This is a genomic window from Microbacterium sp. LWH11-1.2 (genome assembly GCF_038397745.1).
GTDB lineage: Bacteria > Actinomycetota > Actinomycetes > Actinomycetales > Microbacteriaceae > Microbacterium.
The window spans coordinates 1,492,952-1,515,957 of sequence record NZ_CP151636.1; the positions used below are offsets into that span (position 1 = coordinate 1,492,952).

The following is a 23,006-nucleotide window of genomic DNA, read 5'->3' on the forward strand; positions in this document are numbered from 1 at the left end:
TGGTTCCGCGCAGCATGTCATGTAGTCGCTTACGGCAGGCCATCAGGGCCGCGTAGTCGGGCTAACCGCCCGGGGCTACGGTCGATGCATCCGGACGTTGGTGTTCCTTGCTATCGTGGCGCCGTGCGATGGCTTGCGGACGAGGCGAGTGGTTCACGATGTGTTCCGCTCTCTCCGGGGTCACCCCGGGGCGCGCAGTCTGACCTGGAACGAACGCCGCAGGCGCCTTACTGCGCTTCGCGCAGACCGGTGCCCGCACTGATGGACGAGTCGTACGCAGGCCATTGCACGCCCGGCGACCGCTCTGCGACTGCCCTCTGATGGTGCACTCCAGCGCATCACGCGTGCTTGGGCGCACGCCGCGACCGCTGCCGTCGTCGGTGGCCGCCTCTCTGGCCGATGCTTTCCTCGCCTCAGAGGTCTGGGCGAAGGAGCAGCTCGTCGAGGCCGGCGCGTACGTCATGGGAGCGCGTCGCCGTTGGCTCTCTCCGCTCGTCGTCGACGTGTTGACCTCCTTCGTCCGCCCCCCTGTCGATGCTCCCCGGCTGCTGACATCGGTGATCCTCCGTTCGCCCGATTTCGCAGAAGCGGTGCGCAAGGCCGACGAGCGCCGTTCGCCGTTGCGCATCCACCACCGCGTCGTCGGTCCATCGGTGTCGCAGCCGCCCGCGGGCGCTCTTCCCCGCATCGACAGCATCCCGGATCTCGCCGCCATGCTCGATCTGGACATCGGCCGGCTCCAGTGGTTCGCCGACACCAAGCATTGGAATCGGCGCGCACACTCAGGGGCCTTGCACCACTACCGGTACGAGTGGCGCACACGGCACGGGCGGATCCCCAGGTTGCTGGAGATCCCGGAGCAACGGATGCGCCGTGTACAGCGCAGCCTCCTGGAACGGGTGCTCGGCCTCATGGCCGTGAACGATGCCGTCCACGGCTTCATGCCCGGTCGCAGCGCGGCCACTGGGGCCGCGCGCCACACGGGGGCCGACATCGTCATATCCCTCGACCTCACCACGTTCTTCTCCCGCGTGACGGGCGGTCGCATCTACGGAACACTTCGGCAGTCGGGACTGTCCGAACCCATCGCGCACGTCATGACCGGGCTGTGCACCAACGCCGTTCCTCCGCGCGTGCTTGCTGCCATGCCACCGGGCGGATCATCCGACGAGCGGTTCGCCCTGCGCCGGGCGCTGGCCACGAGTCATCTGCCGCAGGGCGCTCCCTCCTCGCCGATGCTTGCCAACCTCGCCATCCGGCGTCTCGATTCACGGCTGACGGGATGGGCGGATGCCGTCGATGCGACCTACACGCGATACGCCGACGACCTCGCGTTCAGCGGCGGCCCGAGACTCGCGAAGCGACCTGATGCCTTCATCCGTGGTGTGCAGCGGATCATCGAGGACGAGGGGCACGTGGCCAACCCGCGCAAAACGAGGGTCCGACGCCAGGGCGTCAGGCAGAGCGTGACCGGAATCGTCGTCAACCAGCGAACGAATGTCTCACGGGACGACTACGACCGGCTCAAGGCGACGATCCACAACTGCGTCGTGCACGGTCCGGGCACTCAGAATCACCGCCGACTCGACGATTTCCGTGCACATCTGCTCGGCCGCATCTCGTGGGTCGAGAGTCTGAACCCCCAGCGAGGCGAGAAGCTCCGTGCGGAGTTTCTGCGCATCCGTTGGTGAATCCGAGACGGTCGTTTCTCTCTCTAACGTGCGCGTGCCTGAGTGGCAGCGCTGATGAGATAGGAGGTCCTCAAAGCAATCGCGTACTTTGTCTCGGCCGGAAGCGACCGGGGAGCATTGAGGCAGATCTCGAGGTCTCCGACATCCAGCCCTGTGAGGTTGGCGATGTTGTGAACAGTGAGGTTGCACGCGGTCGTCAGCGACTCGATGATCGCTCGAAGACGCTCGTCAAGGAGTGCAGAGAATCCTCTGAAATGTGCTCCATTGCGATGAGTCGTCTCAGCGCGGCCGCGATGTCCTGTTCGTTCGTCGTCATCCCAGTCCCTTCTTCAACGGTAGCTGCAACCGTCACAGCGGAAGAGAGACGCTCTTTTCGCCGGGCGTTCGGGCCGCAGAACGACGACCGAGGAAAAACCACGACAGCGGTCCCACAAAGGGAACGAAGATCGCGAAGAGCATCCACATCAGCGACTGCAACGCAGTGATTCGCTTCGCCGTCCGGGCTATCGAGATCAGGGCGATAACCACGAGCGATAACAGGGCGACAACTCCCACGGACCACGCGATGTCATATGCGGTTGGGTACAGCGGGTTAGTGACGTCCGACATGCTCCGATCCTAATCAGGCGCGACTGGCAGCCATGGTCTAGAAGACCGTGCTGAGCGTCCTGCCGAAAATGATCGGTTTCAGTTGGTCATCGACATCGACGACCAGATGCACGCCGTGCGGGAATCCGCCGAAACGTCCTGCCGAAACCGAACGCGCCGGAACGGGGGGATCGTCGTTCTCGGCACGGCACACGGCGCAGATGCCGATGGCATTCGATCATCGAACCTCGCAAGCAGTATCGATCAGGTCGCCTTCGGGAAGAGGATGCGGAACGCGCGGACGTAGCTGTTCCCCCGGTCGCCGTGGGAGGGGACGTAGAAGTCGGGATCGATGTGGACGATCGACCGCTCGTCGGTCGCGTCGTCCGCTGCGGGTGCGATCTCGGGAGTCAGCATGGTGGTCACCTCGGTCCTTCTCGAGCGGGCTCTCGCATTTCATAATACGGAAACAAAGTTCTACTTTATGAAAAGAGTAGAACGAACGCCGCATCGCGTCAAGAGGTGCGGTGGTGCGGCTTCGCGTCAGGACCAGTGCCCCGGGCGGGGGAGGGTGCGGTCGAGCACCTCGACGCCGGCCGGTGTGACGGATGCCGTGCAGTACAGCAGCGACTGCGTCGGGTAGCCGTGCGGCCGGTTGTCGCGGATGATCGCGCGGTCATCTTCCGGGGAAAGACGAGCGGATGCCGCCAGCAGTCCGACCCAGGTGTCGACCCAGTCGGCGTCGGCCGCCGCCGGGCCGAGCGCACGGAACTCCGGCAGCCAGGTCGAGATGCGAGGGGTGGACGGGTCGTCGAGATCGTCGTGCGCGATCATGTGGGTTCCCGGCTCGATGGGAGTCGTCCGCAGGGCGGCTCCGTCCCAACTGAGCACGCGCGCGCCCTCCGGCTGCACCTCGAGAAGGTTGAACCCGTGCATCGGGAGCGGGGCTGACGGCGACCGCCCGGCGACGGACTCGAGGGCGAGCGTGCCGCGAGAGACCGCGCGATCCAGCGGCAGGCCGCCCACGTCCTCGCGGTTCAGCAGCACGGCGAGTCGACGCCGTTCCGGATCGACCGCCAGCCAGGCGCCGCCGGCTCGACGATCGCGGATGCCGATCACGCCGGGATACCGTTCGGGCCACCACGGACCCAGCGCATCCCAGTCCCGCTCCGGGTCTTCGTCGCGCACCGCGAGCAGTCGCGCGCTTCCGGCCTCCGCCACATCGATCACGACCGTGCACACGCACGTCAGTCTAGGTCGTGCCCCTGGGGCGCGGATGCTGGGGCAGAATCAGACGTGTGAACATCGTCGTATCGGTAACGGGCGGCATCGCCGCGTACAAGACGGTGCACCTGGTGCGCCTGCTCACGAAGGCCGGTCACGACGTGACGGTGGTCCCGACGGAGGACGCGCTGCGTTTCGTCGGCACTCCGACCTGGGAGGCGATCAGCCGGCACCCGGTGACCACGAGCGTGCACGACGACGTCGCCAAGGTGCGCCACGTCGCCCTCGGCCAGGCGGCGGACCTGGTGATCGTGGCGCCGGCCACCGCGAACTCGATCGCGAAGATGACGGCCGGCCTCGCGGACGACCTGTTCGGCACGACGCTGCTCGCGACCGAGGCCCCGGTCCTGATCGCGCCGGCGATGCACGCCGAGATGTGGCGGCATGCGGCGACCCGCGCGAACATCGAGACGCTGCGCAGTCGCGGCGTGCACATCGTGGGTCCGGCGGACGGCGAGCTGGCCGGTGGTGACAGCGGTCCGGGGCGGATGTCGGAGCCGGAGGAGATCTTCGCCGCGGCACAGGCGCTGCTCGCACCGCGCGATCTGGAGGGCCTGCGCGTGGTCGTGTCGGCCGGCGGCACGAGAGAGCCGATCGATCCGGTCCGCTTCCTCGGCAACCGTTCGAGCGGCAGGCAGGGAGTCGCCGTCGCCGCGGAGGCAGCGGCGCGCGGAGCTGCGGTGGTGCTCGTGGCGGTCAACATCGCCGGTGACGTGCTCGCCGACGCCCGGCATCCGTCTGTCCGGATCGTGACGGCGGGATCTGCGGCCGAGCTCGCGGATGCCATGACGGATGCCGCTGCCGACGCCGACGTGGTGATCATGGCCGCGGCTGTCGCCGATTTCCGTCCCGTCGCGGTGTCGGACCGCAAGCTCACCAAGGAGGGCGGCGGCATCCCGTCCATCGAGCTCGTCGAGAACCCCGACATCGTCGCGTCGCTGGTCGCGGGCCGTCGTCCGGGTCAGCTCGTCGTCGGGTTCGCCGCGGAGACGCCGGAGGACCAGGACGAGCTCATCGCCCGCGCGCGGCGCAAGCAGCAGCGCAAGGGAGTCGATCTGCTGGTCGTGAACGAGGTGGGCTGGGAGCGCGGCTTCGAGAGCGCCGACAATGCCGTGCACATCCTCGGGGCGGCCGGCGTGATCGCCGGAGAGGCTTCCGGGACGAAGCGGGCCGTCGCGGCGGCCGTCTGGGACGCCGTGCGCGGTACACTTTCGTCAGACAGAAGCTGACTTCCGTAATGCGAAATTGACGATGCGGAATCCTGAATGGAGAGATCATGACCGAACGACTCGTCCCCGGTGACGCCGCACCCGCCTTCACTCTTTCCGACGCCGACGGCGTCCCGACGTCGCTCGCCGATCACCGCGGCCGGAACGTGGTCGTCTACTTCTACCCGAAGGCCGCGACGCCGGGCTGCACGACCGAGGCCTGCGACTTCCGTGACAGCCTCTCCTCGCTGGCCGCCGCCGGCTACACGGTGCTCGGGATCTCGCCCGACGAGGTCGCGGACATCCGCGCCTTCGCCGACGCCGAAGCACTGACCTTCCCCCTCCTGGCCGACACGGACGCCGCCACGGCGCGCGCCTGGGGTGCATGGGGTGAGAAGACGGTGGGGGATCGGACGTTCGAGGGCGTCATCCGCTCGACCTTCGTGCTGGATGCCGACGGCATCGTGCAGCGCGCCGAGTACGGTGTCGACCCGACGGGGCACGTCGCTCGCCTTCGCGCCGAACTCGGTGTATGAAGAGGGTTGACAAGCGCGCGACGAGTGCGCAGACTTGTTACACATGCTGAAATAACAGTTCCGGCATACGGAAAGTAGTGCTTCTCCTGGAGAAGAGTCAGTCGTCCGTATAGTCCTACGCGCCGGATGCCAGCATGTGCTGAGGATCAAAGATGTTGCTCACGGAGTTCAACTCCTGCACGCACGACGTCGCCGTCCGTGTCGTGAAGCCCGCCTTGGACATTCCCCGCTGGTATGACGCGCTCATCGCCGGTCGGCCGTACGCGTCGATCGCGGAGCTGACGGAGGCCGCCGCACAGGTCGCGGCACCGCTCACCGCCGCCGAGATCGATGGTGCGCTCGCGCACCATCCGCGCATCGGCGAACGCGCCCAGGGCGAGAGCGCCGAGGCGGCCCTCGCCCGCAAGGAGCAGTCCGGCGTCGACGCCGCGGCCGCCGCGGCGCTGGCCGACGGCAACCGCGCCTACGAGGAGACGTTCGATCGCGTCTTCCTGGTGCGCGCAGCCGGCCGCTCAGCCGACGACATCCTCGCCCTGCTGCAGGAGCGGCTCGGCAACACCGCCGAACAGGAGCTGGCGGTCATCGACCAGCAGCTGCGCGAGATCGCGGCCCTGCGCCTGGCCGGGGCCATCGAGACAGAAGGAGCACGCGCATGAGCGTCTCTCACGTGACCACCCACATCCTGGACACATCGATCGGGCGCCCCGCGCCCGGCGTCGCCGTCGTACTCGAGGCCCGAGACGGCGACGGATGGGTCGGGATCGGTACGGGCCTCACCGATGCCGACGGACGGGTGAAAGACCTGGGCCCCGAGCGGCTGGAGAGCGGTGCCTACCGCCTCCGGTTCGACACGGGGACCTACTTCGCCGGCATCGAAACGGACACCTTCTTCCCGGAGGTGGTGCTGACCTTCCTGGTCGACACTGCGCAGGCGCACTACCACGTGCCGCTGCTGCTCAGCCCGTTCGCCTATTCCACTTACCGAGGAAGCTGAGAAGAACATGACGACCATCACCCTGGGCAAGAACCAGTACGGCAAGGCCGAGGTCCGCGTCGTGCGGGTCACGCGCGACACCGCCCGCCACGAGATCGAGGACCTCAACGTCACCTCGCAGCTGCGCGGCGACTTCGCCGACGCCCACTTCACCGGCGACAACACGAACGTCGTCGCGACGGACACGCAGAAGAACACGGTCTACGCCTTCGCCAAGGACGGCATCGGCAGCCCCGAGGAGTACCTGCTGCGTCTCGGCCGTCACTTCACCGGCGAGTTCGACTGGGTGACCGGCGGTCGCTGGGAGGCGGAGCAGTACACGTGGGAGCGCATCCCCGTCGACGGTCAGGGCCACGACCACTCGTTCGTGCGCGGCGGCACGGAGACCAGGACCGCCCTCGTCGAGATCGACGGAGAGCAGACCACGGTCATCGCCGGCCTGACGGACCTCAAGGTCCTCAAGTCCACCGAGAGCGGCTTCGTCGGCTACCCGAAGGACCGGTACACGACGCTGAAGGAGACGACCGACCGCATCCTCGCGACCTCGGTCACCGCCAAGTGGCGGTACAACCGCGCCGACATCGACTACAACGAGGTCTTCGCCGACGTCCGCCGCCTGCTGCTCGAGGGCTTCTCGGCCAACTACTCGTACGCGCTGCAGAACACGCTGCACGACATGGCCGAAGCTGTTCTCGAAGCGCACCCCGAGATCGACGAGATCCGCTTCTCCACGCCGAACAGCCACCACTTCGTCGTGGACCTGTCGCCCTTCGGTCTGGAGAACCCGAACGAGGTGTTCTACGCCGCCGACCGCCCGTACGGCCTGATCGAGGCGTCGTTCCTCCGCGAAGGAGCGGATGCCGACCACCGCGTGTGGGACGGCGTCGCCGGCTTCTGCTGAGCCGAACCCCGAGAGATCCCGAACAGGGGTGAGCCCGTTCCCGACGCACCGGGCTCACCCCGACGTTCGTCATGCCCATCAACCGCACGCCCACCCCGAAGAGCGGGTCCCGGACAAGGAGGTCCCCGATGTCTGAAGTACGCAGCTCCAAGAAGAAGAGGAACACGAACGAGACGAACCGACCGGAGGACGAGCGCCTCGGCGCCGGCACCGCCTTCACCTTCGGGCTCCAGCACGTGCTGACGATGTACGGCGGCATCATCGCGCCGCCGCTCATCATCGGTGCCGCAGCCGGGCTCACACCCGCAGAGGTCGGAGTGCTCGTCGCCGCCTGCCTCTTCATGGGCGGCCTCGCGACGCTGCTGCAGACCCTCGGCATCCCGTTCTTCGGTTCGCAGCTGCCGCTCGTGCAGGGCGTCTCGTTCGCCGGTGTCGCGACCATGCTCGCGATCGTCAATCAGGGCAGCGGCCTGCCGGCCGTGTTCGGCGCGGTGATCGTCGCGTCCCTGATCGGACTGGTCATCGCGCCGTTCTTCGCGCAGATCGTGCGGTTCTTCCCGCCGGTCGTGACGGGCACCGTCATCACCATGATCGGGCTCTCGCTCGTGCCGGTCGCGGCCCGCTGGATCACCGGTGCGAACCCCGATGCGCCGACCTACGCCGATCCGGTGTTCGTCGGCATCGCCGGGTTCACGCTGTTCGTGATCATGCTGCTGAGCAAGCTCGGCAACGCCACCATCTCGCGCCTGTCGATCCTGATCGCGATGGTCGTCGGAACGATCTTCGCTGCCCTCATCGGCAGGGCCGACTTCTCGAAGGTGCTCGAGGGACCGGTCTTCGCGTTCCCGACGCCGTTCGCCTTCGGTGTGCCGACGTTCGACCTCGCCGCGATCGTGTCGATGACGATCGTCGTGCTGGTGATCCTCACCGAGACCACGGCCGACATCATCGCCGTCGCCGAGATCACGGGCTCGAAGGTCGATCGCAAGCGGATTGCCGCGGGCCTGCGCGCCGACATGGTGTCGAGCGCGATCTCGCCGATCTTCAACTCCTTCACGCAGAGCGCGTTCGCGCAGAACGTCGGACTCGTCGCCGTGACGAAGATCAAGAGCCGCTACGCCGTGGCCGCGGGCGGCGTGATCCTCATCATCCTCGGGTTGACCCCGATCCTCGGCCGGGTGGTCGCGGCTGTGCCCACCGCCGTGCTCGGCGGCGCCGGTCTCGTGCTGTTCGGGACCGTCACCGCCAGCGGCATCCGCACTCTCTCCAAGGTGAAGTACGACGGCAACATGAACCTCATCATCGTCGCCGCGTCACTGTCGTTCGGCGTGCTGCCCGAGGTGAACCACGACATCTACTCGAACTTCCCGACGTGGTTCCAGGTCATCTTCGGCTCGGGCATCAGCTCGGCCGCGATCATGGCGATCGTGCTGAACCTCGTGTTCAACCACTTCAGCAAAGGCACCCCGGAGGACCCGTCGGTGTTCGCGGCGAGTCCCGTGCGGGCGGTGAAGACCGACGTCATCCGCGTGCTCCGCGACGGGCGACGGCGCTGAACAGGATGTCAGCCGCGGCCGCCGAAGGGCATGCCCGCCGCCGCGACGGTGAGGGTCGAGATGTTCGACTCGGCCGGCAGCTGCGCCATGAACAGCACGGCGCGCGCGGCATCCGCCACATCGAACGTCGGCTCCACGCGTCGCGATCCGTCGGGCTGGAGTGCGCCGGAACCGACGCCGAGATCGCTCATGATCGACGTGCGGGCGTTGCCGATGTCGATCTGTCCGCACGAGATGCCGTGCGCCCGGCCGTCGAGATCGATCGACTTCGTCAGACCGCTGATCGCGTGCTTGCTCACCGTGTACGCGACAGACAGCGGCCGCGGCACGTGCGCCGAGATCGATCCGTTGTTGATGATGCGGCCGCCGGAGGGCTGCTGCGCGATCATCGCGCGCATCGCGGCCCGCGCGCAGAGCAGCGACCCCGTGAGGTTCACGTCGAGGGTGCGCTGCCAGTCGTCGAGCGAGATCTCCGCGGCGGATGCCGTCGGCCCGAAGGCTCCGGCGTTGTTGAACAGCACGTCCACCCGCCCCCACTCCGCCACGGTACGGGCGAAGAGGGTCTCGACCTCGGCCTCGACGGTGACGTCGGTGGGCACGACGAGCGCGTCGGGGTGGCCGTCGGCCGTCTCGTGCAGGGCGTCCTCGCGACGTCCTGCGAGCGCCACCCGGAAGCCTGCCTCGAGCAGGGCGCGGGAGACCGCGCGGCCGATACCCGAACCCGCGCCTGTCACGACGGCGATGCGTCCGCTCATGCCGACACCTCCGGAATCTGATCCGCTGCCCACGAGGCAGACTCCTCCATCTAACAAGAAGGGCCGTACCGTGACCGACAATCGCGCCTCCGCCGTCACATCCGCCGACCTCGACGCTGCCGACCTCGATCCCGAGGAGACGGCGGAGTGGCTGGAGTCCCTCGACGCGCTCATCAGCGAACGCGGCGCCGAGCGCGGCGACCACATCGTGCGCACCCTCGTCGATCGCGCCGGCCTCCGCGCCCAGCCGACCGTGGCGGGCGAGCCGACGGTGACGACCGACTACGTGAACACGATCGCCGCCGCCGATGAGCCCGAGTACCCCGGTGACGAGGAGCTGGAGCGGCGCTACCGCGCCTGGATGCGCTGGAACGCCGCGGTCATGGTGCATCGCGCGCAGCGTCCGGGCATCGGGGTCGGCGGGCACATCTCCACCTATGCCGGGGCGGCGACCCTGTACGAGGTGGGCTTCAACCACTTCTTCCGCGGCAAGGACCACCCGGGCGGCGGCGATCAGATCTACTTCCAGGGTCACGCCTCGCCCGGCATGTACGCCCGCGCCTTCCTCGAGGGGCGCCTCGGCGAGGAGGACCTCGACGGCTTCCGCCAGGAGAAGTCGCGCGAGGGGCACGCACTGTCGTCGTACCCGCACCCGCGCCTGATGCCGGAGTTCTGGGAGTTCCCGACCGTGTCGATGGGCATCGGCCCGATGAACGCGATCTACCAGGCGCAGTCGAACAGGTACCTGCAGGGCCGCGGGCTCACGGACACATCCGACCAGCACGTCTGGGCGTTCCTCGGCGACGGCGAGATGGACGAGCCGGAATCCCGCGGGCTCCTGCAGCTCGCCGCGAACGAAGGCCTCGACAACCTCACGTTCGTCGTGAACTGCAACCTGCAGCGGCTGGACGGCCCGGTCCGCGGCAACGGCAAGATCATCCAGGAGCTGGAGGGGTTCTTCCGCGGCGCCGGGTGGAACGTGATCAAGGTCATCTGGGGTCGGGAGTGGGACGACCTGCTCGCGCGCGACGAGGACGGCGCCCTGGTCGACATCATGAACAGCACCCTCGACGGGGATTACCAGACCTACAAGGCGGAGTCGGGGGCGTTCATCCGGGAGAACTTCTTCGGTCGCGACCCTCGGGCGCGTGCCCTGGTCGACGGCCTCGCCGACGACGACATCTGGCGCCTCCGGCGGGGCGGGCACGACTACCGCAAGGTGTACGCGGCGTACCAGCAGGCGCTCGCGCACAACGGGCGTCCCACGGTCATCCTGGTGAAGACGGTCAAGGGGTACGGCCTCGGCCCGCGCTTCGAGGCGCGCAACGCGACGCACCAGATGAAGAAGCTGACGCTGCAGGATCTCAAGGACTTCCGCGATCATCTCCGCGTGCCGATCACCGACGCGCAACTCGAGGCCGACCCGTACCTGCCGCCCTACTACCACCCCGGCGCGGACGCTCCGGAGATCGCGTACCTGCGCGAACGCCGTCGCGCACTCGGCGGCTTCCTGCCGGAGCGCCGCTCGGCGCACGAGCCGATCGCACTGCCCGACCCGAAGGCGTACGAGGTCGCGGCTCGCGGCTCGGGCACGCAGCAGGCGGCGACGACCATGGCCTTCGTCCGGGTGCTGAAGGACCTGATGCGCGACCCCGGGTTCGGTCAGCGGATCGTGCCGATCATCCCCGATGAGGCCCGAACCTTCGGCATGGACGCGTTCTTCCCGACCGCGAAGATCTACAACCCGAAGGGTCAGAACTACCTGGCGGTCGATCGTGACATCGTGCTGTCCTACAAGGAGTCGACGTCGGGGCAGATCTTGCACGTCGGCATCAACGAGGCGGGATCCATCGCCGCGTTCACGGCGGCGGGAACGGCCTATGCGACCCACGGCGTGCCGCTGATCCCGGTGTACGTGTTCTACTCGATGTTCGGCTTCCAGCGCACCGGCGACTCGATCTGGGCCGCGGCCGACCAGATGACCCGCGGCTTCCTGATCTCCGCCACGGCGGGACGCACGACGCTGACCGGGGAGGGGCTGCAGCACGCCGACGGCCACTCGCCGCTGCTCGCCGCGACGAACCCGGCGGTCGTCACGTACGACCCGGCATTCGGGTACGAGATCGGCCACATCATGCGCGCCGGCATCGAGCGGATGTACGGACCGGACTCGACCGACCGCAACCGCATCTACAACCTCATGGTCTACAACGAGCCGATCGTGCAGCCCGCCGAGCCCGAAGGCGTCGATGTCGCCGGCATCCTCGGCGGCATCCATCGCATCTCACCGGTGGAGTCGCCGCGCACCCATCTGCTGGCGTCGGGCATCGGCGTGGCATGGGCGCTGGAGGCGCAGCGGCTGCTGCGTGACGACTGGGGTGTCGCGGCCGACGTGTGGTCGGTGACCTCCTGGACGGAGCTGCGCCGCGACGCCGTCGCGGCAGAGGAGGAGGCGTTCCTGCACCCGGAGCGCGGCATCCGCACCCCGTTCCTGCAGACGCAGCTCGCCGGCGCCGAGGGGCCGATCGTCGCCGTCAGCGACTACGCCAAGGACCTGCCCGATCAGGTGCGCCCGTTCGTGAAGAACGACTGGGCGACGCTCGGCGCCGACGGCTTCGGGTTCTCGGACACGCGAGCCGCGGCGCGGCGGTTCTTCAAGATCGACAGCGCGTCGATCGTCGTTCGCACCCTGCAGCTGCTCGCCGCACGCGGAGAGGTGGATGCCTCAGCGCCCGCGCAGGCCGCCGAGCGCTATCGCCTGCACGACGTGAACGCCGGCACGAGCGGTTCGGATGCCGAGTAGCCGGTGTCAGGCGGTCAGCTCGGCGCTGATCTCCTCGGCCGCCCGGCGCAGCAGGGGGACAGCCCGGCCGCCGAACGCCTCGTCGACGCGGGAGATCGGACCCGACACGGACACGGCGGTCGGGGTGGGGGCGTCGGGGACGGCCATCGAGAAGCAGCGGACGCCGATCTCCTGCTCCTGGTCGTCGATCGCGTAGCCGCGTTCGCGGATGCGATCGAGCTCGGCGAGCAGGTCGTCGATCGTGCCGAGGCTGAACTCGGTGGGCGTCGGCATCCCGGCGCGCCCCACGATGCCCCGCACGGTCTCGTCGGGGAGCTGGGCGAGGATCGCCTTGCCGACGCCGGTGTCGTGCAGGTTCGCCCGGCGGCCGACCTCGGTGAACATGCGCATCGAGTGCAGCGACGGCACCTGGGCGACATAGACGACCATGTCGCCGTCGAGCACCGCCATGTTGGCGCTCTCGCCGAGCTCGTCGACGAGGCGCTTGAGCTGCGGGCGCGCGAGGGCGCCGAACTGCCGGGAGGCTCCCTCGCCGATGCGGATGAGCTTGGGGCCGAGCGCGTAGCGGCGGTTCGGCAGCTGCCGTGCGTAGCCGAGCGAGACGAGCGTGCGCAGCAGGCGGTGGATCGTCGGGAGCGGGAGGTCGGTGGATGCCGCGAGCTCGCTCAGCGTGACGTCACCTCCGGCATCGGTCACCAGCTCGATGAGCTCGAAGACGCGCTCGACCGACTGCACGCCGGATCCGGCGCTCTTCGCGGGCTTGATATCGGTCATCGGATCCTCCGTCGGGGTCTGGATCATTCCATCATGCGAGAGAGGCATGTCGAAACAGACGCGCACAAAGATTACCGTGCTTGCTTCAAAGTTCCATAGAGTAGACAATAGAATCCACGATACGAAAACTTAGACGGAGGAAACATGGCGAATCCGGGACCCGGGAACTCCATCACACTGCGGATCGACGCTCCCTCGAACTTCAGCGTCACCAGCGAGCTCGCCGTGGCGGCGGCCGATGCCGGGGCAGCGGTGACCGCGCTCGACGTCGTCGAGTCGCATCCCGCGACGATCGTCGTCGATCTGACCTGCAACACCGCGGGGGAGGAGCACGCCGACCGCGTGCGCGCCGCGATCGACGCGCTCGAGGGCGTCACGGTCCGACTCGTCAGCGACCGCACCTTCCTGATGCACCTCGGCGGAAAGCTCGAGGTCGTGCCGCGCGTGCCGCTGCGCAACCGCGACGACCTGTCCCGCGCGTACACGCCGGGAGTCGCCCGCGTCTGCCTGGCGATCGCCGAAGACAAGAGCAAGGCGCGACAGCTCACCGTCAAGCGCAACACGATCGCTGTCGTCACCGACGGCACCGCCGTGCTCGGCCTCGGAGACATCGGCCCCGAAGCCGCCCTCCCGGTCATGGAGGGCAAGGCCGCGCTGTTCAAGCAGTTCGCGAACGTCGACGCGTGGCCCGTCTGCCTCGACACCAAGGACACCGAGGAGATCATCTCGATCGTCAAGGCGATCGCCCCGGTATACGGCGGCGTGAACCTCGAGGACATCGCGGCGCCGCGCTGTTTCGAGATCGAGGCGCGCCTGCGCGAGGAGCTCGACATCCCGGTCTTCCACGACGACCAGCACGGCACCGCCATCGTGACGCTCGCCGCTCTCGGCAATGCGCTCAAGGTGGTCGGCAAGAAGATCGAAGACGTCCGCATCGTCGTGTCCGGGGTCGGCGCCGCCGGCAACGCGATCATCCAGCTGCTGCTCGCCGAGGGCGCCCGCGACATCGTGGCCTGCGGCCGGGACGGCGCGATCCACCCGGATGTCGAGTACACCGACGCGCACCGCACCGAGATCGCGTCGACCACCAACCCGCGCGGCTTCCAGGGCACGCTGAAGGAGGCCATGGTCGATGCCGACGTCTTCATCGGCGTGAGCGCTCCGAACATCCTCGGCGAGGAAGACATCGCGGCCATGGCGGACGACGCGATCGTGTTCGCGATGGCCAATCCCACGCCCGAAGTCGACCCGATCGTCGCGTCGAAGCACGCCGCCGTCGTGGCGACCGGCCGCAGCGACTTCCCGAACCAGATCAACAACGTACTGGCCTTCCCCGGGGTCTTCCGCGGTCTGCTCGACGCCGGCGTGTCCGACATCACCGCGCCTATGCTGGTCGCAGCCGCCGAGGCGATCGCCGCACGCGTCGGGGACGACGAGCTCAACGCGAGCTTCATCATCCCCAGCGTGTTCGATCCCCTGGTGGCCGGCGCCGTGGCCGAGGCCATCGTCCGCGTCGCCTCCATCGTCTCGAGCAAGGAGTGAGCACCGTGCCCGTCAGCGTCGATCCGCGCAGCACCACCCTGGGCGAGGACGACTTCGCCGACATCGACGCCCGGCTCGCCGACACCGACGCGCTGCTCGCGACCTCGTACCCCGGGGACGAAGGCAGCCGCCAGCCGGTGCACACGCTCTATGTGCCCGCCGACCGCTTCGACCCCGAGCTGCCCGCGCGCTTCGGTGCGGAGGCCGCCGCGGCCGTCGCCGCGTTCGGCGGCTCGGCGGCGCTCGCCGATGCCGTCGGGCTCGGGCACCTCGCCGAGGAGCTCGCGCCGCTCGTCGACGCCAAGCTGCGCAGCGAGCCGATCGAGGACCTCCGCCTGGACTTCGAGGACGGCTACGGCGCGCGACCGGATGCCGAAGAGGATGCGGATGCCGTGCTCGCGGCCGAGCGCGTGGCCGCGGCCGTCGCCGCGGGAACCGCGCCGCCCTTCATCGGCATCCGCTTCAAGTGCTTCGAGGCGCCGACCCGGCGCCGCGGCATCCGCACCCTCGATCGATTCCTGACCACCCTCGCCGCCGCCGGCCCGCTGCCGGACGGGCTCGTCCTGACCCTGCCCAAGGTGACCACGGTGGCGCAGGTCGAGGCGATGATCGTGCTCTGCGAGCGCTTCGAGGAGCGGCTGGGTCTGGCTCCCGGACGTCTGCGCTTCGAGGTGCAGATGGAGACGCCGCAGCTGATCATCGCCGCCGACGGATCGGTGCCGGTCGCGACCCTGCTGCACCGCGCGAAGGGCCGCGTCACGGCGCTGCACTACGGGACCTACGACTACAGCGCCTCGCTGCAGATCGCCGCCGCGCACCAGTCGATGGAGCATCCGTCCGCCGACTACGCGAAGCAGGTCATGCAGGTCGCCGTCGCCGAGACCGGCGTGCGGCTCTCCGACGGCTCGACCAACGTCATCCCCGTCGGTGACGCCGACCACGTGCGCGCGGCCTGGCAGCTGCACGCGCGCCTGGTACGGCGCTCGCTCGAGCGCGGCTACTACCAGGGGTGGGATCTGCACGCCGCCCAGCTGCCGACCCGCTACCTCGCGACCTACGCGTTCTATCGCGAGGGCTTCGCCGCCGCCGCGCGTCGCCTCGACAACTACCTGCACGGCAGCGACGCGACCATCATGGACGAGCCGGCCACCGCCCGGGCTCTCGCGCGCTTCGTCGTGCGCGGCCTGGAGTGCGGTGCTGTCACCGAGGCGGAGGTGCGGGATGCCGCGGCCGCCACTCCTGCGGAGCTGACCAAGCTCGCGCATCCGAAGCTCGCCGTATCCGAGGAGGAGACCTCATGAGCGCTCACGAACGCACCTACTACACGCCCGCCGGCGGTCTTCCCGGTCAGTCGGCGCTGCTGACCGACCGTGCCGTGGTCAAGCTCGCGTACACCGTGATCCCGAAGGGCGTGCTGCGCGACATCGTCACCAGCAGCCTTCCCGGCTTCACGAACACCCGTGCCTGGATCATCGCCCGCCCGACGCCGAGCTCGGCGACGACCTTCTCGCAGCTGATCGTCGAGATCGGTCCCGGGGGCGGTGCCACGAAGCCCGAGGTCGAGGCGGGCGTGGAGGGCGTCGTGTTCGTCACGACCGGGTCCCTCACGCTGACGCTCGACGGTGAGCGGCACGTGCTGGAGGAGGGCGGCTACGCCTTCCTCGCACCCGGCGCGACCTGGTCGCTCGCCAACGAGGGCGACGAGATCACGAGCTTCCATTGGATCCGCAAGGCCTACGAGTGGCTCGACGGCGTCGACGCACCGGCATCCTTCGTCACCAGCGACAAGGACATCGAGCCGACGTCGATGCCCGACACCGACGACGTGTGGGCGACCACCCGCTTCTCGGACGCGAGCGACCTGGCGCATGACATGCAGGTGAACATCGTGACCTTCAAGCCGGGCGGCACGATCCCGTTCGCCGAGACGCACGTCATGGAGCACGGCCTGTTCGTGCTGCAGGGCAAGGCCGTCTACCGCCTCAACGACGACTGGGTCGAGGTCGAGGCGGGCGATTACATGCTGCTGCGCGCCTTCTGCCCGCAGGCCTGCTACGCCGGGGGCCCCGAGGACTTCCGCTACCTGCTGTACAAGGACATGAACCGCCAGATCCGGCTGACCTGACGCGGGTGCGCCCCGCGGGGATGCCGTTGACATCGCCGCGGGGTTCAGCGTACTCTTTTCACTAACAGGAATTTAACTTCCACATTACGAAATCAAGGATGATCCCATGAGCTACACCGTGAACGCCTCGATCCTGCTGACCGAGCTGCCGATCCTGGAGCGCCCGGCGGCGGCCGAGGCTGCGGGCTTCGACGCCGTGGAGTTCTGGTGGCCGTTCACCTCCGCCGTTCCCGCGCAGGAGGAGGTCGACGCGTTCGTCGCCGCGATCCAGGATGCGGGCGTGCAGCTCACCGGCCTCAACTTCTTCGCCGGCGACATGCCCGCGGGCGACCGGGGCCTCGTCTCCTGGATCGGTCGCGAAGACGAGTTCCGCGCCAACGTCGACGTCGTCGTCGGGATCAGCGAGCGTCTCGGCACGAAGGCCTTCAACGCCCTCTACGGCAACCGCATCGAGGGCGCCGATGCGCAGACGCAGGACGACCTGGCGGTGCAGAACCTCGCGATCGCGGGCGCAGCGGTCGCGAAGATCGGCGGCATCGTGCTGCTCGAGCCGGTGTCCGGAATGGACGCGTACCCGCTGAAGACCGCGGCCGATGCCCTGGCCATCATCGGCCGGGTCCGTGACGAGCACGGCGTCGACAACATCCGCCTGCTCGCCGACTTCTACCACCTGGCCGTGAACGGCGACGACGTCGCCGCGGTCATCGCCGACCACGCCGGAGAGTTCGGTCACATCCAGATCGCCGATGCCCCCGGGCGCGGCGAGCCCGGCACCGGCGACCTGCCGCTGACCGACTGGATCGACGCCGCCCGCGCCGGCGGATACACCGGGGTCATCGGCCTCGAGTACAAAGCCACCCAGGCGGATGCCTTCGCCTGGCTCAACCGCGAAGGAGCGAACTCATGACCAGCATCGCCATCATCGGCCTCGGCATCATGGGCCTCCCCATGGCCAAGAACCTCGTCAAGGCCGGCTACGAGGTGACCGGATTCAACCGCAGCCAGGAGCCGATCGATGCGCTCGTCGAGGCCGGAGGCACGGGAGCGACCAGCATCGCGGATGCCGTGAAGAATGCCGACGTCATCCTCACCATGGTCCCCGACTCTCCGGACGTCGAGGGGGTCGTGCGCGGCGAGGACGGCGTCTTCGCCCACGCCAAGCCGGGCGCACTGTGGATCGACAACTCCTCGATCCGCCCCGACGTCGCCAAGGCCCTCGCCGAGGAGGCGATCGCCGCCGGCTTCGGTGCGGTCGACGCCCCGGTCTCCGGCGGAGAGCAGGGTGCGATCGACGGAGTGCTGTCGATCATGGTCGGCGGAGCCCCTGAGCACTTCGCGGCCGCGGAGCCCGTCCTCAACGCGATCGGCAAGACCATCGTGCACGTGGGTCCCGCCGGCGCCGGCCAGACCGTCAAGGCGGCCAACCAGCTGATCGTCGCCGTGAACATCCAGGCGCTCAGCGAGGCCGTGGTCTTCCTCGAGGCGTTCGGCGTCGACACCGACGCGGCGCTCAAGGTTCTCGGCGGCGGACTCGCCGGCTCCAAGGTCCTCGACCAGAAGGGGCAGAAGATGCTCGACCGCGACTTCACCCCCGGCTTCCGTCTCGCCCTCCACAACAAGGATCTGGGCATCGTCACCGCAGCGGCACGCTCGGCGGGGGTCACCGTCCCCCTCGGCGCCGCTGTCGCACAGCTCGTGAACGCCCTCGTCGCCCGTGGCGACGGCGGCCTCGACCACTCCGGTCTCTTCACACTCACCAACGAACTCTCCGGCCGCGGCGCTTCGACAAGCTCAGCGACCCAGAACTGATCTGAAGGACTTCTCATGACTCGAATGCGTGCAGTCGACGCGATCTGCCAGATCCTGGTGAAGGAGGGCGCCACCGAGGCGTTCGGCCTGCCGGGTGCGGCGATCAACCCCTTCTACGCCGCGATGCGTGCCAACGGCGGCATCCGGCACACCCTCGCCCGTCACGTCGAGGGCGCCTCGCACATGGCCGATGGCTACAGCCGCACCGGCGACGGGCGCATCGGCATCTGCGTCGGCACCTCCGGCCCTGCCGGCACCGACATGATCACGGGGCTCTACGCCGCGATCGCCGACTCCATCCCGATGCTGTGCATCACCGGGCAGGCGCCGGTGGCCAAGCTCGACAAGGAGGACTTCCAGGCCGTCGACATCGCGTCGATCGCGAAGCCGGTCACGAAGTTCGCCAAGACCGTGCTCGAGGCGGCCCAGGTTCCGGGCGCCTTCCAGACGGCGTTCCAGATCATGCGCTCGGGCCGTCCGGGCCCGGTGCTCATCGACCTGCCGTTCGACGTGCAGATGGGCGAGATCGAGTTCGACATCGACACCTACGAGCCGCTGCCGGTGGCGAAGCCGGTCGCCACCCGTGCCCAGGCCGAGAAGGTGCTCGACATGCTGACGGCATCCGCGCACCCGCTGATCGTCGCCGGCGGCGGCATCGTGAACTCCGGCGCCTCCGCCAAGCTCGTCGAGCTGGCCGAGACCCTGGGCGTGCCCGTCGTTCCGACGCTGATGGGCTGGGGCGCGATCGCCGACGACCACCCGCTGGCGGCGGGCCTGGTCGGCATCCAGACCTCGCAGCGCTACGGCAACGCGAGCTTCCTCGAGTCCGACTTCGTGCTCGGAATCGGCAACCGCTGGGCGAACCGCCACACCGGCGGTCTCGACACCTACCGCAAGGGGCGCACCTTCGTGCACGTCGACATCGAGCCGACGCAGATCGGCCGCGTGTTCGCGCCCGACTACGGCGTGGTCTCCGACGCCGGAGCCTTCATCGACGCGCTGCTCGAAGCGGCACGCGACCGCGTCGAGGCGCTGCCGGACTACCTGGGCTGGGCCGAGGACTGCCGCGCCCGCAAGGCGAAGCTGCAGCGCAAGACGAACTTCGACAACGTGCCGATGAAGCCGCACCGCGTGTACCAGGAGATGCTCTCGGCCTTCGGCCACGACACCACCTACGTCACCACGATCGGCCTGTCGCAGATCGCCGGCGCGCAGCTGCTGCACGTGTACGGTCCGCGTCAGTGGATCAACGCCGGCCAGGCCGGGCCTCTCGGCTGGACGCTGCCCGCCGCACTCGGCGTCGTGCGCGGAAAGCCGGGCCACCCGGTGGTCGCACTCAGCGGCGACTACGACTTCCAGTTCATGATCGAGGAGCTCGCCGTCGGCGCGCAGCACAAGCTGCCGTACATCCACGTCGTGGTCAACAACAGCTACCTCGGCCTGATCCGTCAGTCGCAGCGTCCGTTCGAGATGGACTACGAGGTCTCGCTCGCCTTCGACAACATCAACACCCCGCAGGACTCGTCCAGCGTCGCGGTGGGCTACGGCGTCGACCACGTCAAGGTGGCCGAGGGCCTGGGCTGCAAGGCGATCCGCGTCGAGCGTCCGGAGGACCTCGCGGCCGGCTTCGCGGAGGCTGCGCGTCTGAAGGACGAGTTCCAGGTGCCGGTGGTCGTCGAGGTCATCCTCGAGCGCGTCACCAACATCGCGATGGGCGCCGACCTCGACACGATGAACGAGTTCGAAGACCTCGCGACGTCGCCCGCCGACGCTCCCGAGGCCGTCTACGCCCTGCTCGACTGACCCGCCGTATGCGCATCCTCATCGCCTCGGACAAGTTCAAGGGCTCCGCCACCGGGGCCGAGGTCGCGGAGGCGCTCGCCCTCGGCATCCGGGAGATCATCCCGGATGCCGAGGTCGACGCGGTGCCCGTCGCCGACGGCGGCGAGGGAACGGTCGAGGCCGCTCTCGCGAGCGGGTTCGAGGCGGTCACGGCGCAGGTGACCGGGCCGACCGGGCAGCCGGTGCCGGCCCGGTTCGCGATGCGCGGAACGCAGGCGATCATCGAGATGGCCGCGGCGAGCGGTCTCGACCTGCTGCCGGGGGGCGCGAAGGCCCCGCTCACGGCGACGAGCCGGGGGACCGGCGACCTCATCCGGGCGGCGCTGGATCGCGGATGCACGACGATCGTGCTCGGTGTGGGCGGAAGCGCCAACACCGACGGCGGTGCGGGGATGCTGCAGGCGCTGGGCGTCTCGCTCCGCACAGAGGAGGGCGATGCTCCTTCCGGCGGTGCGGCGCTCGCCGGCCTGGCCTCCGTCGACGTGACGGGTCTCGACCCGCGCATCGCCGCGGCGACGATCGTGCTCGCCAGCGACGTCGACAATCCTCTCCTGGGAGACCGGGGGGCGTCTGCGGTGTTCGCACCGCAGAAGGGGGCGAGCGCCGACGATGTCGCCGCCCTCGAGACGGGCCTCTCCCGCTTCGCCTCGCTGCTCGAGGCGCAGGCGGGGGTGCGCCCGTCGAAGGATCTTCCCGGTGCGGGAGCCGCCGGGGGAGTGGGCTACGCGGCCCTGGCGGTGCTCGGAGCGAGCCGAGAGCCGGGCGTCGACGTCATCCAGCGTCTGACCGGGCTCGGTGAGCGCATCGCCGGTGCCGACCTCGTCATCACGGGAGAGGGCAGCCTCGACGACCAGAGCCTCGGCGGCAAGACGCCGCTGGGTGTGGCGGCGGCCGCGCGCGCGGCGGGCGTTCCCGTCGTGGCGGTGTGCGGGCGTTCGACGCTGACCGCGGAGGAAGCCGCCGATGCCGGCTTCGTCGCGGTGCTGCCGCTCAGCGCGCTCGAGCCGGACCCTGCGGCGAGCATGGCGAACGCGACCGCGCTGCTCGCGCAGGTGGGCCGGCGGATCGCCACCGAGATCATCCCGCGATCCCTGGCGGGATCGTGGTCCAGTATGGGCTGAGCAGGTGTCAGCCGGTCGGCGTGCAGCCGGCGGAAGGGAAGGGCGACATGTCGCAGGAGCAGGAAATGGTGGATGCCGGAGCGTCGCTCGACCCGACGGGTGAGCGGTACGACCTCGTGATCCGAGGACAGCGGGTGCTGACGTCCGCGGGCATCAGCCCGCGGGAGGTCGGGGTGCGCGACGGCAGGATCGTCGCCCTGCAGCCGTTGGGCAACAACCTCGACGGCGCGGAGGTCATCGAGCTCGCCGACGACGAGACGCTCATCCCCGGGCTCGTCGACACCCACGTGCACGTGAACGAGCCGGGTCGCACGGAGTGGGAGGGGTTCGCCTCCGCCACACGTGCCGCCGCGGCAGGTGGTGTGACGACCATCGTCGACATGCCGCTGAACAGCATCCCGGCGACCGTCGATGTCGAGGCGCTGAACATCAAGCGCGACGTCGCGCAGGGCCAGACGCATGTCGACGTGGGCTTCTGGGGCGGGGCGATCCCCGGCAACACCGCGGAGCTGCGCGGTCTGCACGATGCCGGCGTCTTCGGCTTCAAGTGCTTCCTGCTGCACTCCGGAGTCGACGAGTTCCCGCCGCTCGACGCCGACGAGATGGGGAAGGACATGCGCGAGCTCGCGACGTTCGACTCCGTGATGATCGTGCACGCCGAGGACTCCCGCGCGATCGACCGCGCCCCCTCACCCGAGGGAGACGACTACGGCAAGTTCCTGGCATCGCGTCCCCGTGGTGCCGAGAACCTCGCGATCGCCGAGGTCATCGAGCGGGCGCGCTGGACGGGCGCCCGTGCGCACATCCTGCACCTGTCGTCGTCCGACGCCCTGGCGATGATCCGCAGCGCGAAGCACGACGGCCTCCGGCTCACGGTCGAGACGTGCCCCCACTACCTGACCCTCACCGCGGAGGAGATCCCGCTCGGGGCCACGCAGTTCAAGTGCTGCCCGCCGATCCGAGAGGCCGGCAACCGCGAGCTGCTCTGGGAGGGGCTCGAAGACGGCACGATCGACTTCATCGTCTCGGACCACTCGCCGTCGACGCTCGATCTCAAGGACCTCGACAACGGCGACTTCGCGGTCGCCTGGGGCGGGGTCGCGTCGCTGCAGCTCGGCCTCTCGCTGATCTGGACCGAGGCCCGTCAGCGCGGGCTGACGCTCGAGACCGTGGTGTCGTGGATGAGCGAGCGCCCCGCGCAGTTCGCCGGGCTCACCGGCAAGGGGCGCATCGCGCCGGGCTACGACGCCGACTTCTCGGTGTTCGCCGCCGACGATGCCTATGTCGTCGACGTGAACAAGCTGCACCACAAGAACCCGCTCACGCCCTACCACGGCAAGGCTCTGGCGGGTGTGGTGCGCAAGACGTGGCTGCACGGCGAGGTGATCGACTTCGAGACACCGCGCGGACGGCTGCTGCGCCGGGGCATGACCGATTGACGCGTGATCTTCGCCCGGAGTAAAGTTGAGTCAGGATA

The 23,006-nt window shown here is 68.8% G+C and carries 21 protein-coding genes; 16 read left to right on the forward strand and 5 right to left on the reverse strand.

The annotated features are described in order from the left end of the window. The first annotated feature begins 344 nt into the window (after positions 1 to 344). Complete coding sequence (locus MRBLWH11_RS07110) at positions 345 to 1,691, forward strand: reverse transcriptase family protein (protein WP_341947303.1); 1,347 nt, start codon at positions 345 to 347, stop codon at positions 1,689 to 1,691. Between the two features lie 348 nt (positions 1,692 to 2,039). On the opposite strand, the gene MRBLWH11_RS07115 is transcribed toward MRBLWH11_RS07110, so the two are convergent. The 3 genes from MRBLWH11_RS07115 to MRBLWH11_RS07125 form a co-directional block, all read right to left on the reverse strand. Beyond that, positions 2,040 to 2,300, reverse strand: coding sequence for a PLD nuclease N-terminal domain-containing protein (locus MRBLWH11_RS07115; RefSeq protein WP_341947304.1), 261 nt, complete (start codon positions 2,298 to 2,300; stop codon positions 2,040 to 2,042). A 243-nt stretch (positions 2,301 to 2,543) separates the two neighbouring features. Next, positions 2,544 to 2,705 carry a hypothetical protein gene (locus MRBLWH11_RS07120; protein ID WP_341947305.1) on the reverse strand — a complete coding sequence of 54 codons (162 nt, stop codon included), beginning with the start codon at positions 2,703 to 2,705 and terminating at the stop codon, positions 2,544 to 2,546. Positions 2,706 to 2,822: 117 nt separating this feature from the next. After that, the gene (locus tag MRBLWH11_RS07125; protein ID WP_341947306.1) at positions 2,823 to 3,521 is read right to left on the reverse strand and encodes an NRDE family protein; all 699 of its coding nucleotides are present in this window, start codon (positions 3,519 to 3,521) and stop codon (positions 2,823 to 2,825) included. Between the two features lie 56 nt (positions 3,522 to 3,577). Here MRBLWH11_RS07125 and coaBC point away from each other — a divergent pair, with 56 nt between their 5' ends. From coaBC to MRBLWH11_RS07155, 6 genes are all read left to right on the forward strand, one after another. Further along, entirely contained in the window at positions 3,578 to 4,792 is a 1,215-nt protein-coding gene (coaBC, locus tag MRBLWH11_RS07130; RefSeq protein ID WP_341947307.1) for a bifunctional phosphopantothenoylcysteine decarboxylase/phosphopantothenate--cysteine ligase CoaBC, read from the forward strand. 47 nt (positions 4,793 to 4,839) lie between these two features. Then, a complete protein-coding gene (bcp, locus tag MRBLWH11_RS07135; RefSeq protein ID WP_341947308.1) occupies positions 4,840 to 5,307 on the forward strand; it encodes a thioredoxin-dependent thiol peroxidase in 468 nt (155 codons plus the stop codon). A gap of 152 nt (positions 5,308 to 5,459) precedes the next feature. Next, the gene (gene uraD, locus MRBLWH11_RS07140) at positions 5,460 to 5,963 is read left to right on the forward strand and encodes a 2-oxo-4-hydroxy-4-carboxy-5-ureidoimidazoline decarboxylase (protein ID WP_341947309.1); all 504 of its coding nucleotides are present in this window, start codon (positions 5,460 to 5,462) and stop codon (positions 5,961 to 5,963) included. Further along, on the forward strand, positions 5,960 to 6,301 hold the full coding sequence (gene uraH / locus MRBLWH11_RS07145) for a hydroxyisourate hydrolase (protein WP_116633739.1): 342 nt from the start codon (positions 5,960 to 5,962) through the stop codon (positions 6,299 to 6,301). Before uraD ends, uraH begins: the two co-directional genes overlap by 4 nt. Before the next feature lie 7 nt (positions 6,302 to 6,308). After that, on the forward strand, positions 6,309 to 7,202 hold the full coding sequence (pucL, locus tag MRBLWH11_RS07150; RefSeq protein ID WP_116633740.1) for a factor-independent urate hydroxylase: 894 nt from the start codon (positions 6,309 to 6,311) through the stop codon (positions 7,200 to 7,202). A gap of 128 nt (positions 7,203 to 7,330) precedes the next feature. Further along, on the forward strand, positions 7,331 to 8,758 hold the full coding sequence (locus MRBLWH11_RS07155) for a nucleobase:cation symporter-2 family protein (RefSeq protein WP_116633741.1): 1,428 nt from the start codon (positions 7,331 to 7,333) through the stop codon (positions 8,756 to 8,758). Between the two features lie 8 nt (positions 8,759 to 8,766). On the opposite strand, the gene MRBLWH11_RS07160 is transcribed toward MRBLWH11_RS07155, so the two are convergent. Continuing rightward, positions 8,767 to 9,513, reverse strand: a complete 747-nt coding sequence (locus MRBLWH11_RS07160; RefSeq protein WP_341947310.1) for an SDR family oxidoreductase — start codon at positions 9,511 to 9,513, stop codon at positions 8,767 to 8,769. Between the two features lie 70 nt (positions 9,514 to 9,583). Between MRBLWH11_RS07160 and aceE the strand changes: the two genes are divergently transcribed. Further along, positions 9,584 to 12,316, forward strand: coding sequence for a pyruvate dehydrogenase (acetyl-transferring), homodimeric type (aceE, locus tag MRBLWH11_RS07165; protein ID WP_341947311.1), 2,733 nt, complete (start codon positions 9,584 to 9,586; stop codon positions 12,314 to 12,316). Between the two features lie 6 nt (positions 12,317 to 12,322). On the opposite strand, the gene MRBLWH11_RS07170 is transcribed toward aceE, so the two are convergent. Further along, positions 12,323 to 13,090 carry an IclR family transcriptional regulator gene (locus tag MRBLWH11_RS07170; RefSeq protein ID WP_116634014.1) on the reverse strand — a complete coding sequence of 256 codons (768 nt, stop codon included), beginning with the start codon at positions 13,088 to 13,090 and terminating at the stop codon, positions 12,323 to 12,325. 144 nt (positions 13,091 to 13,234) lie between these two features. Between MRBLWH11_RS07170 and MRBLWH11_RS07175 the strand changes: the two genes are divergently transcribed. The 8 genes from MRBLWH11_RS07175 to allB all read left to right on the forward strand — a co-directional run bounded on the left by MRBLWH11_RS07175 (position 13,235) and on the right by allB (position 22,968). Further along, on the forward strand, positions 13,235 to 14,632 hold the full coding sequence (locus MRBLWH11_RS07175; protein ID WP_341947312.1) for an NAD-dependent malic enzyme: 1,398 nt from the start codon (positions 13,235 to 13,237) through the stop codon (positions 14,630 to 14,632). A 5-nt stretch (positions 14,633 to 14,637) separates the two neighbouring features. Continuing rightward, positions 14,638 to 15,933: an aldolase gene (locus MRBLWH11_RS07180; protein WP_341947313.1), complete on the forward strand. Its 1,296-nt coding sequence runs from the start codon at positions 14,638 to 14,640 to the stop codon at positions 15,931 to 15,933. Next, complete coding sequence (locus MRBLWH11_RS07185) at positions 15,930 to 16,757, forward strand: bifunctional allantoicase/(S)-ureidoglycine aminohydrolase (RefSeq protein ID WP_341947314.1); 828 nt, start codon at positions 15,930 to 15,932, stop codon at positions 16,755 to 16,757. Before MRBLWH11_RS07180 ends, MRBLWH11_RS07185 begins: the two co-directional genes overlap by 4 nt. A 106-nt stretch (positions 16,758 to 16,863) precedes the next feature. Further along, positions 16,864 to 17,664, forward strand: a complete 801-nt coding sequence (locus tag MRBLWH11_RS07190; RefSeq protein ID WP_341947315.1) for a TIM barrel protein — start codon at positions 16,864 to 16,866, stop codon at positions 17,662 to 17,664. Beyond that, on the forward strand, positions 17,661 to 18,566 hold the full coding sequence (locus MRBLWH11_RS07195) for a 2-hydroxy-3-oxopropionate reductase (RefSeq protein WP_341947316.1): 906 nt from the start codon (positions 17,661 to 17,663) through the stop codon (positions 18,564 to 18,566). The genes MRBLWH11_RS07190 and MRBLWH11_RS07195 overlap by 4 nt, the downstream gene beginning before the upstream one ends. Before the next feature lie 15 nt (positions 18,567 to 18,581). Next, positions 18,582 to 20,369, forward strand: coding sequence for a glyoxylate carboligase (gene gcl / locus MRBLWH11_RS07200; protein ID WP_116633748.1), 1,788 nt, complete (start codon positions 18,582 to 18,584; stop codon positions 20,367 to 20,369). A gap of 8 nt (positions 20,370 to 20,377) precedes the next feature. Then, on the forward strand, positions 20,378 to 21,529 hold the full coding sequence (locus tag MRBLWH11_RS07205; RefSeq protein ID WP_341947318.1) for a glycerate kinase: 1,152 nt from the start codon (positions 20,378 to 20,380) through the stop codon (positions 21,527 to 21,529). 47 nt (positions 21,530 to 21,576) lie between these two features. Continuing rightward, on the forward strand, positions 21,577 to 22,968 hold the full coding sequence (allB, locus tag MRBLWH11_RS07210; protein ID WP_341947319.1) for an allantoinase AllB: 1,392 nt from the start codon (positions 21,577 to 21,579) through the stop codon (positions 22,966 to 22,968). The last annotated feature ends 38 nt before the right edge of the window (positions 22,969 to 23,006 follow it).

Excerpts from the sequence above, each read along its gene's own strand:
- MRBLWH11_RS07115 (WP_341947304.1), bottom strand. The coding sequence starts at position 2,300 with ATGTCGGACGTCACTAACCCGCTGTACCCAACCGCATATGACATCGCG.
- bcp (WP_341947308.1), top strand. The coding sequence starts at position 4,840 with ATGACCGAACGACTCGTCCCCGGTGACGCCGCACCCGCCTTCACTCTT.
- uraD (WP_341947309.1), top strand. The coding sequence starts at position 5,460 with ATGTTGCTCACGGAGTTCAACTCCTGCACGCACGACGTCGCCGTCCGT.
- uraH (WP_116633739.1), top strand. The coding sequence starts at position 5,960 with ATGAGCGTCTCTCACGTGACCACCCACATCCTGGACACATCGATCGGG.
- pucL (WP_116633740.1), top strand. The coding sequence starts at position 6,309 with ATGACGACCATCACCCTGGGCAAGAACCAGTACGGCAAGGCCGAGGTC.
- MRBLWH11_RS07155 (WP_116633741.1), top strand. The coding sequence starts at position 7,331 with ATGTCTGAAGTACGCAGCTCCAAGAAGAAGAGGAACACGAACGAGACG.
- MRBLWH11_RS07160 (WP_341947310.1), bottom strand. The coding sequence starts at position 9,513 with ATGAGCGGACGCATCGCCGTCGTGACAGGCGCGGGTTCGGGTATCGGC.
- MRBLWH11_RS07170 (WP_116634014.1), bottom strand. The coding sequence starts at position 13,090 with ATGACCGATATCAAGCCCGCGAAGAGCGCCGGATCCGGCGTGCAGTCG.
- MRBLWH11_RS07175 (WP_341947312.1), top strand. The coding sequence starts at position 13,235 with ATGGCGAATCCGGGACCCGGGAACTCCATCACACTGCGGATCGACGCT.
- MRBLWH11_RS07185 (WP_341947314.1), top strand. The coding sequence starts at position 15,930 with ATGAGCGCTCACGAACGCACCTACTACACGCCCGCCGGCGGTCTTCCC.
- MRBLWH11_RS07190 (WP_341947315.1), top strand. The coding sequence starts at position 16,864 with ATGAGCTACACCGTGAACGCCTCGATCCTGCTGACCGAGCTGCCGATC.
- MRBLWH11_RS07195 (WP_341947316.1), top strand. The coding sequence starts at position 17,661 with ATGACCAGCATCGCCATCATCGGCCTCGGCATCATGGGCCTCCCCATG.
- gcl (WP_116633748.1), top strand. The coding sequence starts at position 18,582 with ATGACTCGAATGCGTGCAGTCGACGCGATCTGCCAGATCCTGGTGAAG.
- MRBLWH11_RS07205 (WP_341947318.1), top strand. The coding sequence starts at position 20,378 with ATGCGCATCCTCATCGCCTCGGACAAGTTCAAGGGCTCCGCCACCGGG.
- allB (WP_341947319.1), top strand. The coding sequence starts at position 21,577 with ATGTCGCAGGAGCAGGAAATGGTGGATGCCGGAGCGTCGCTCGACCCG.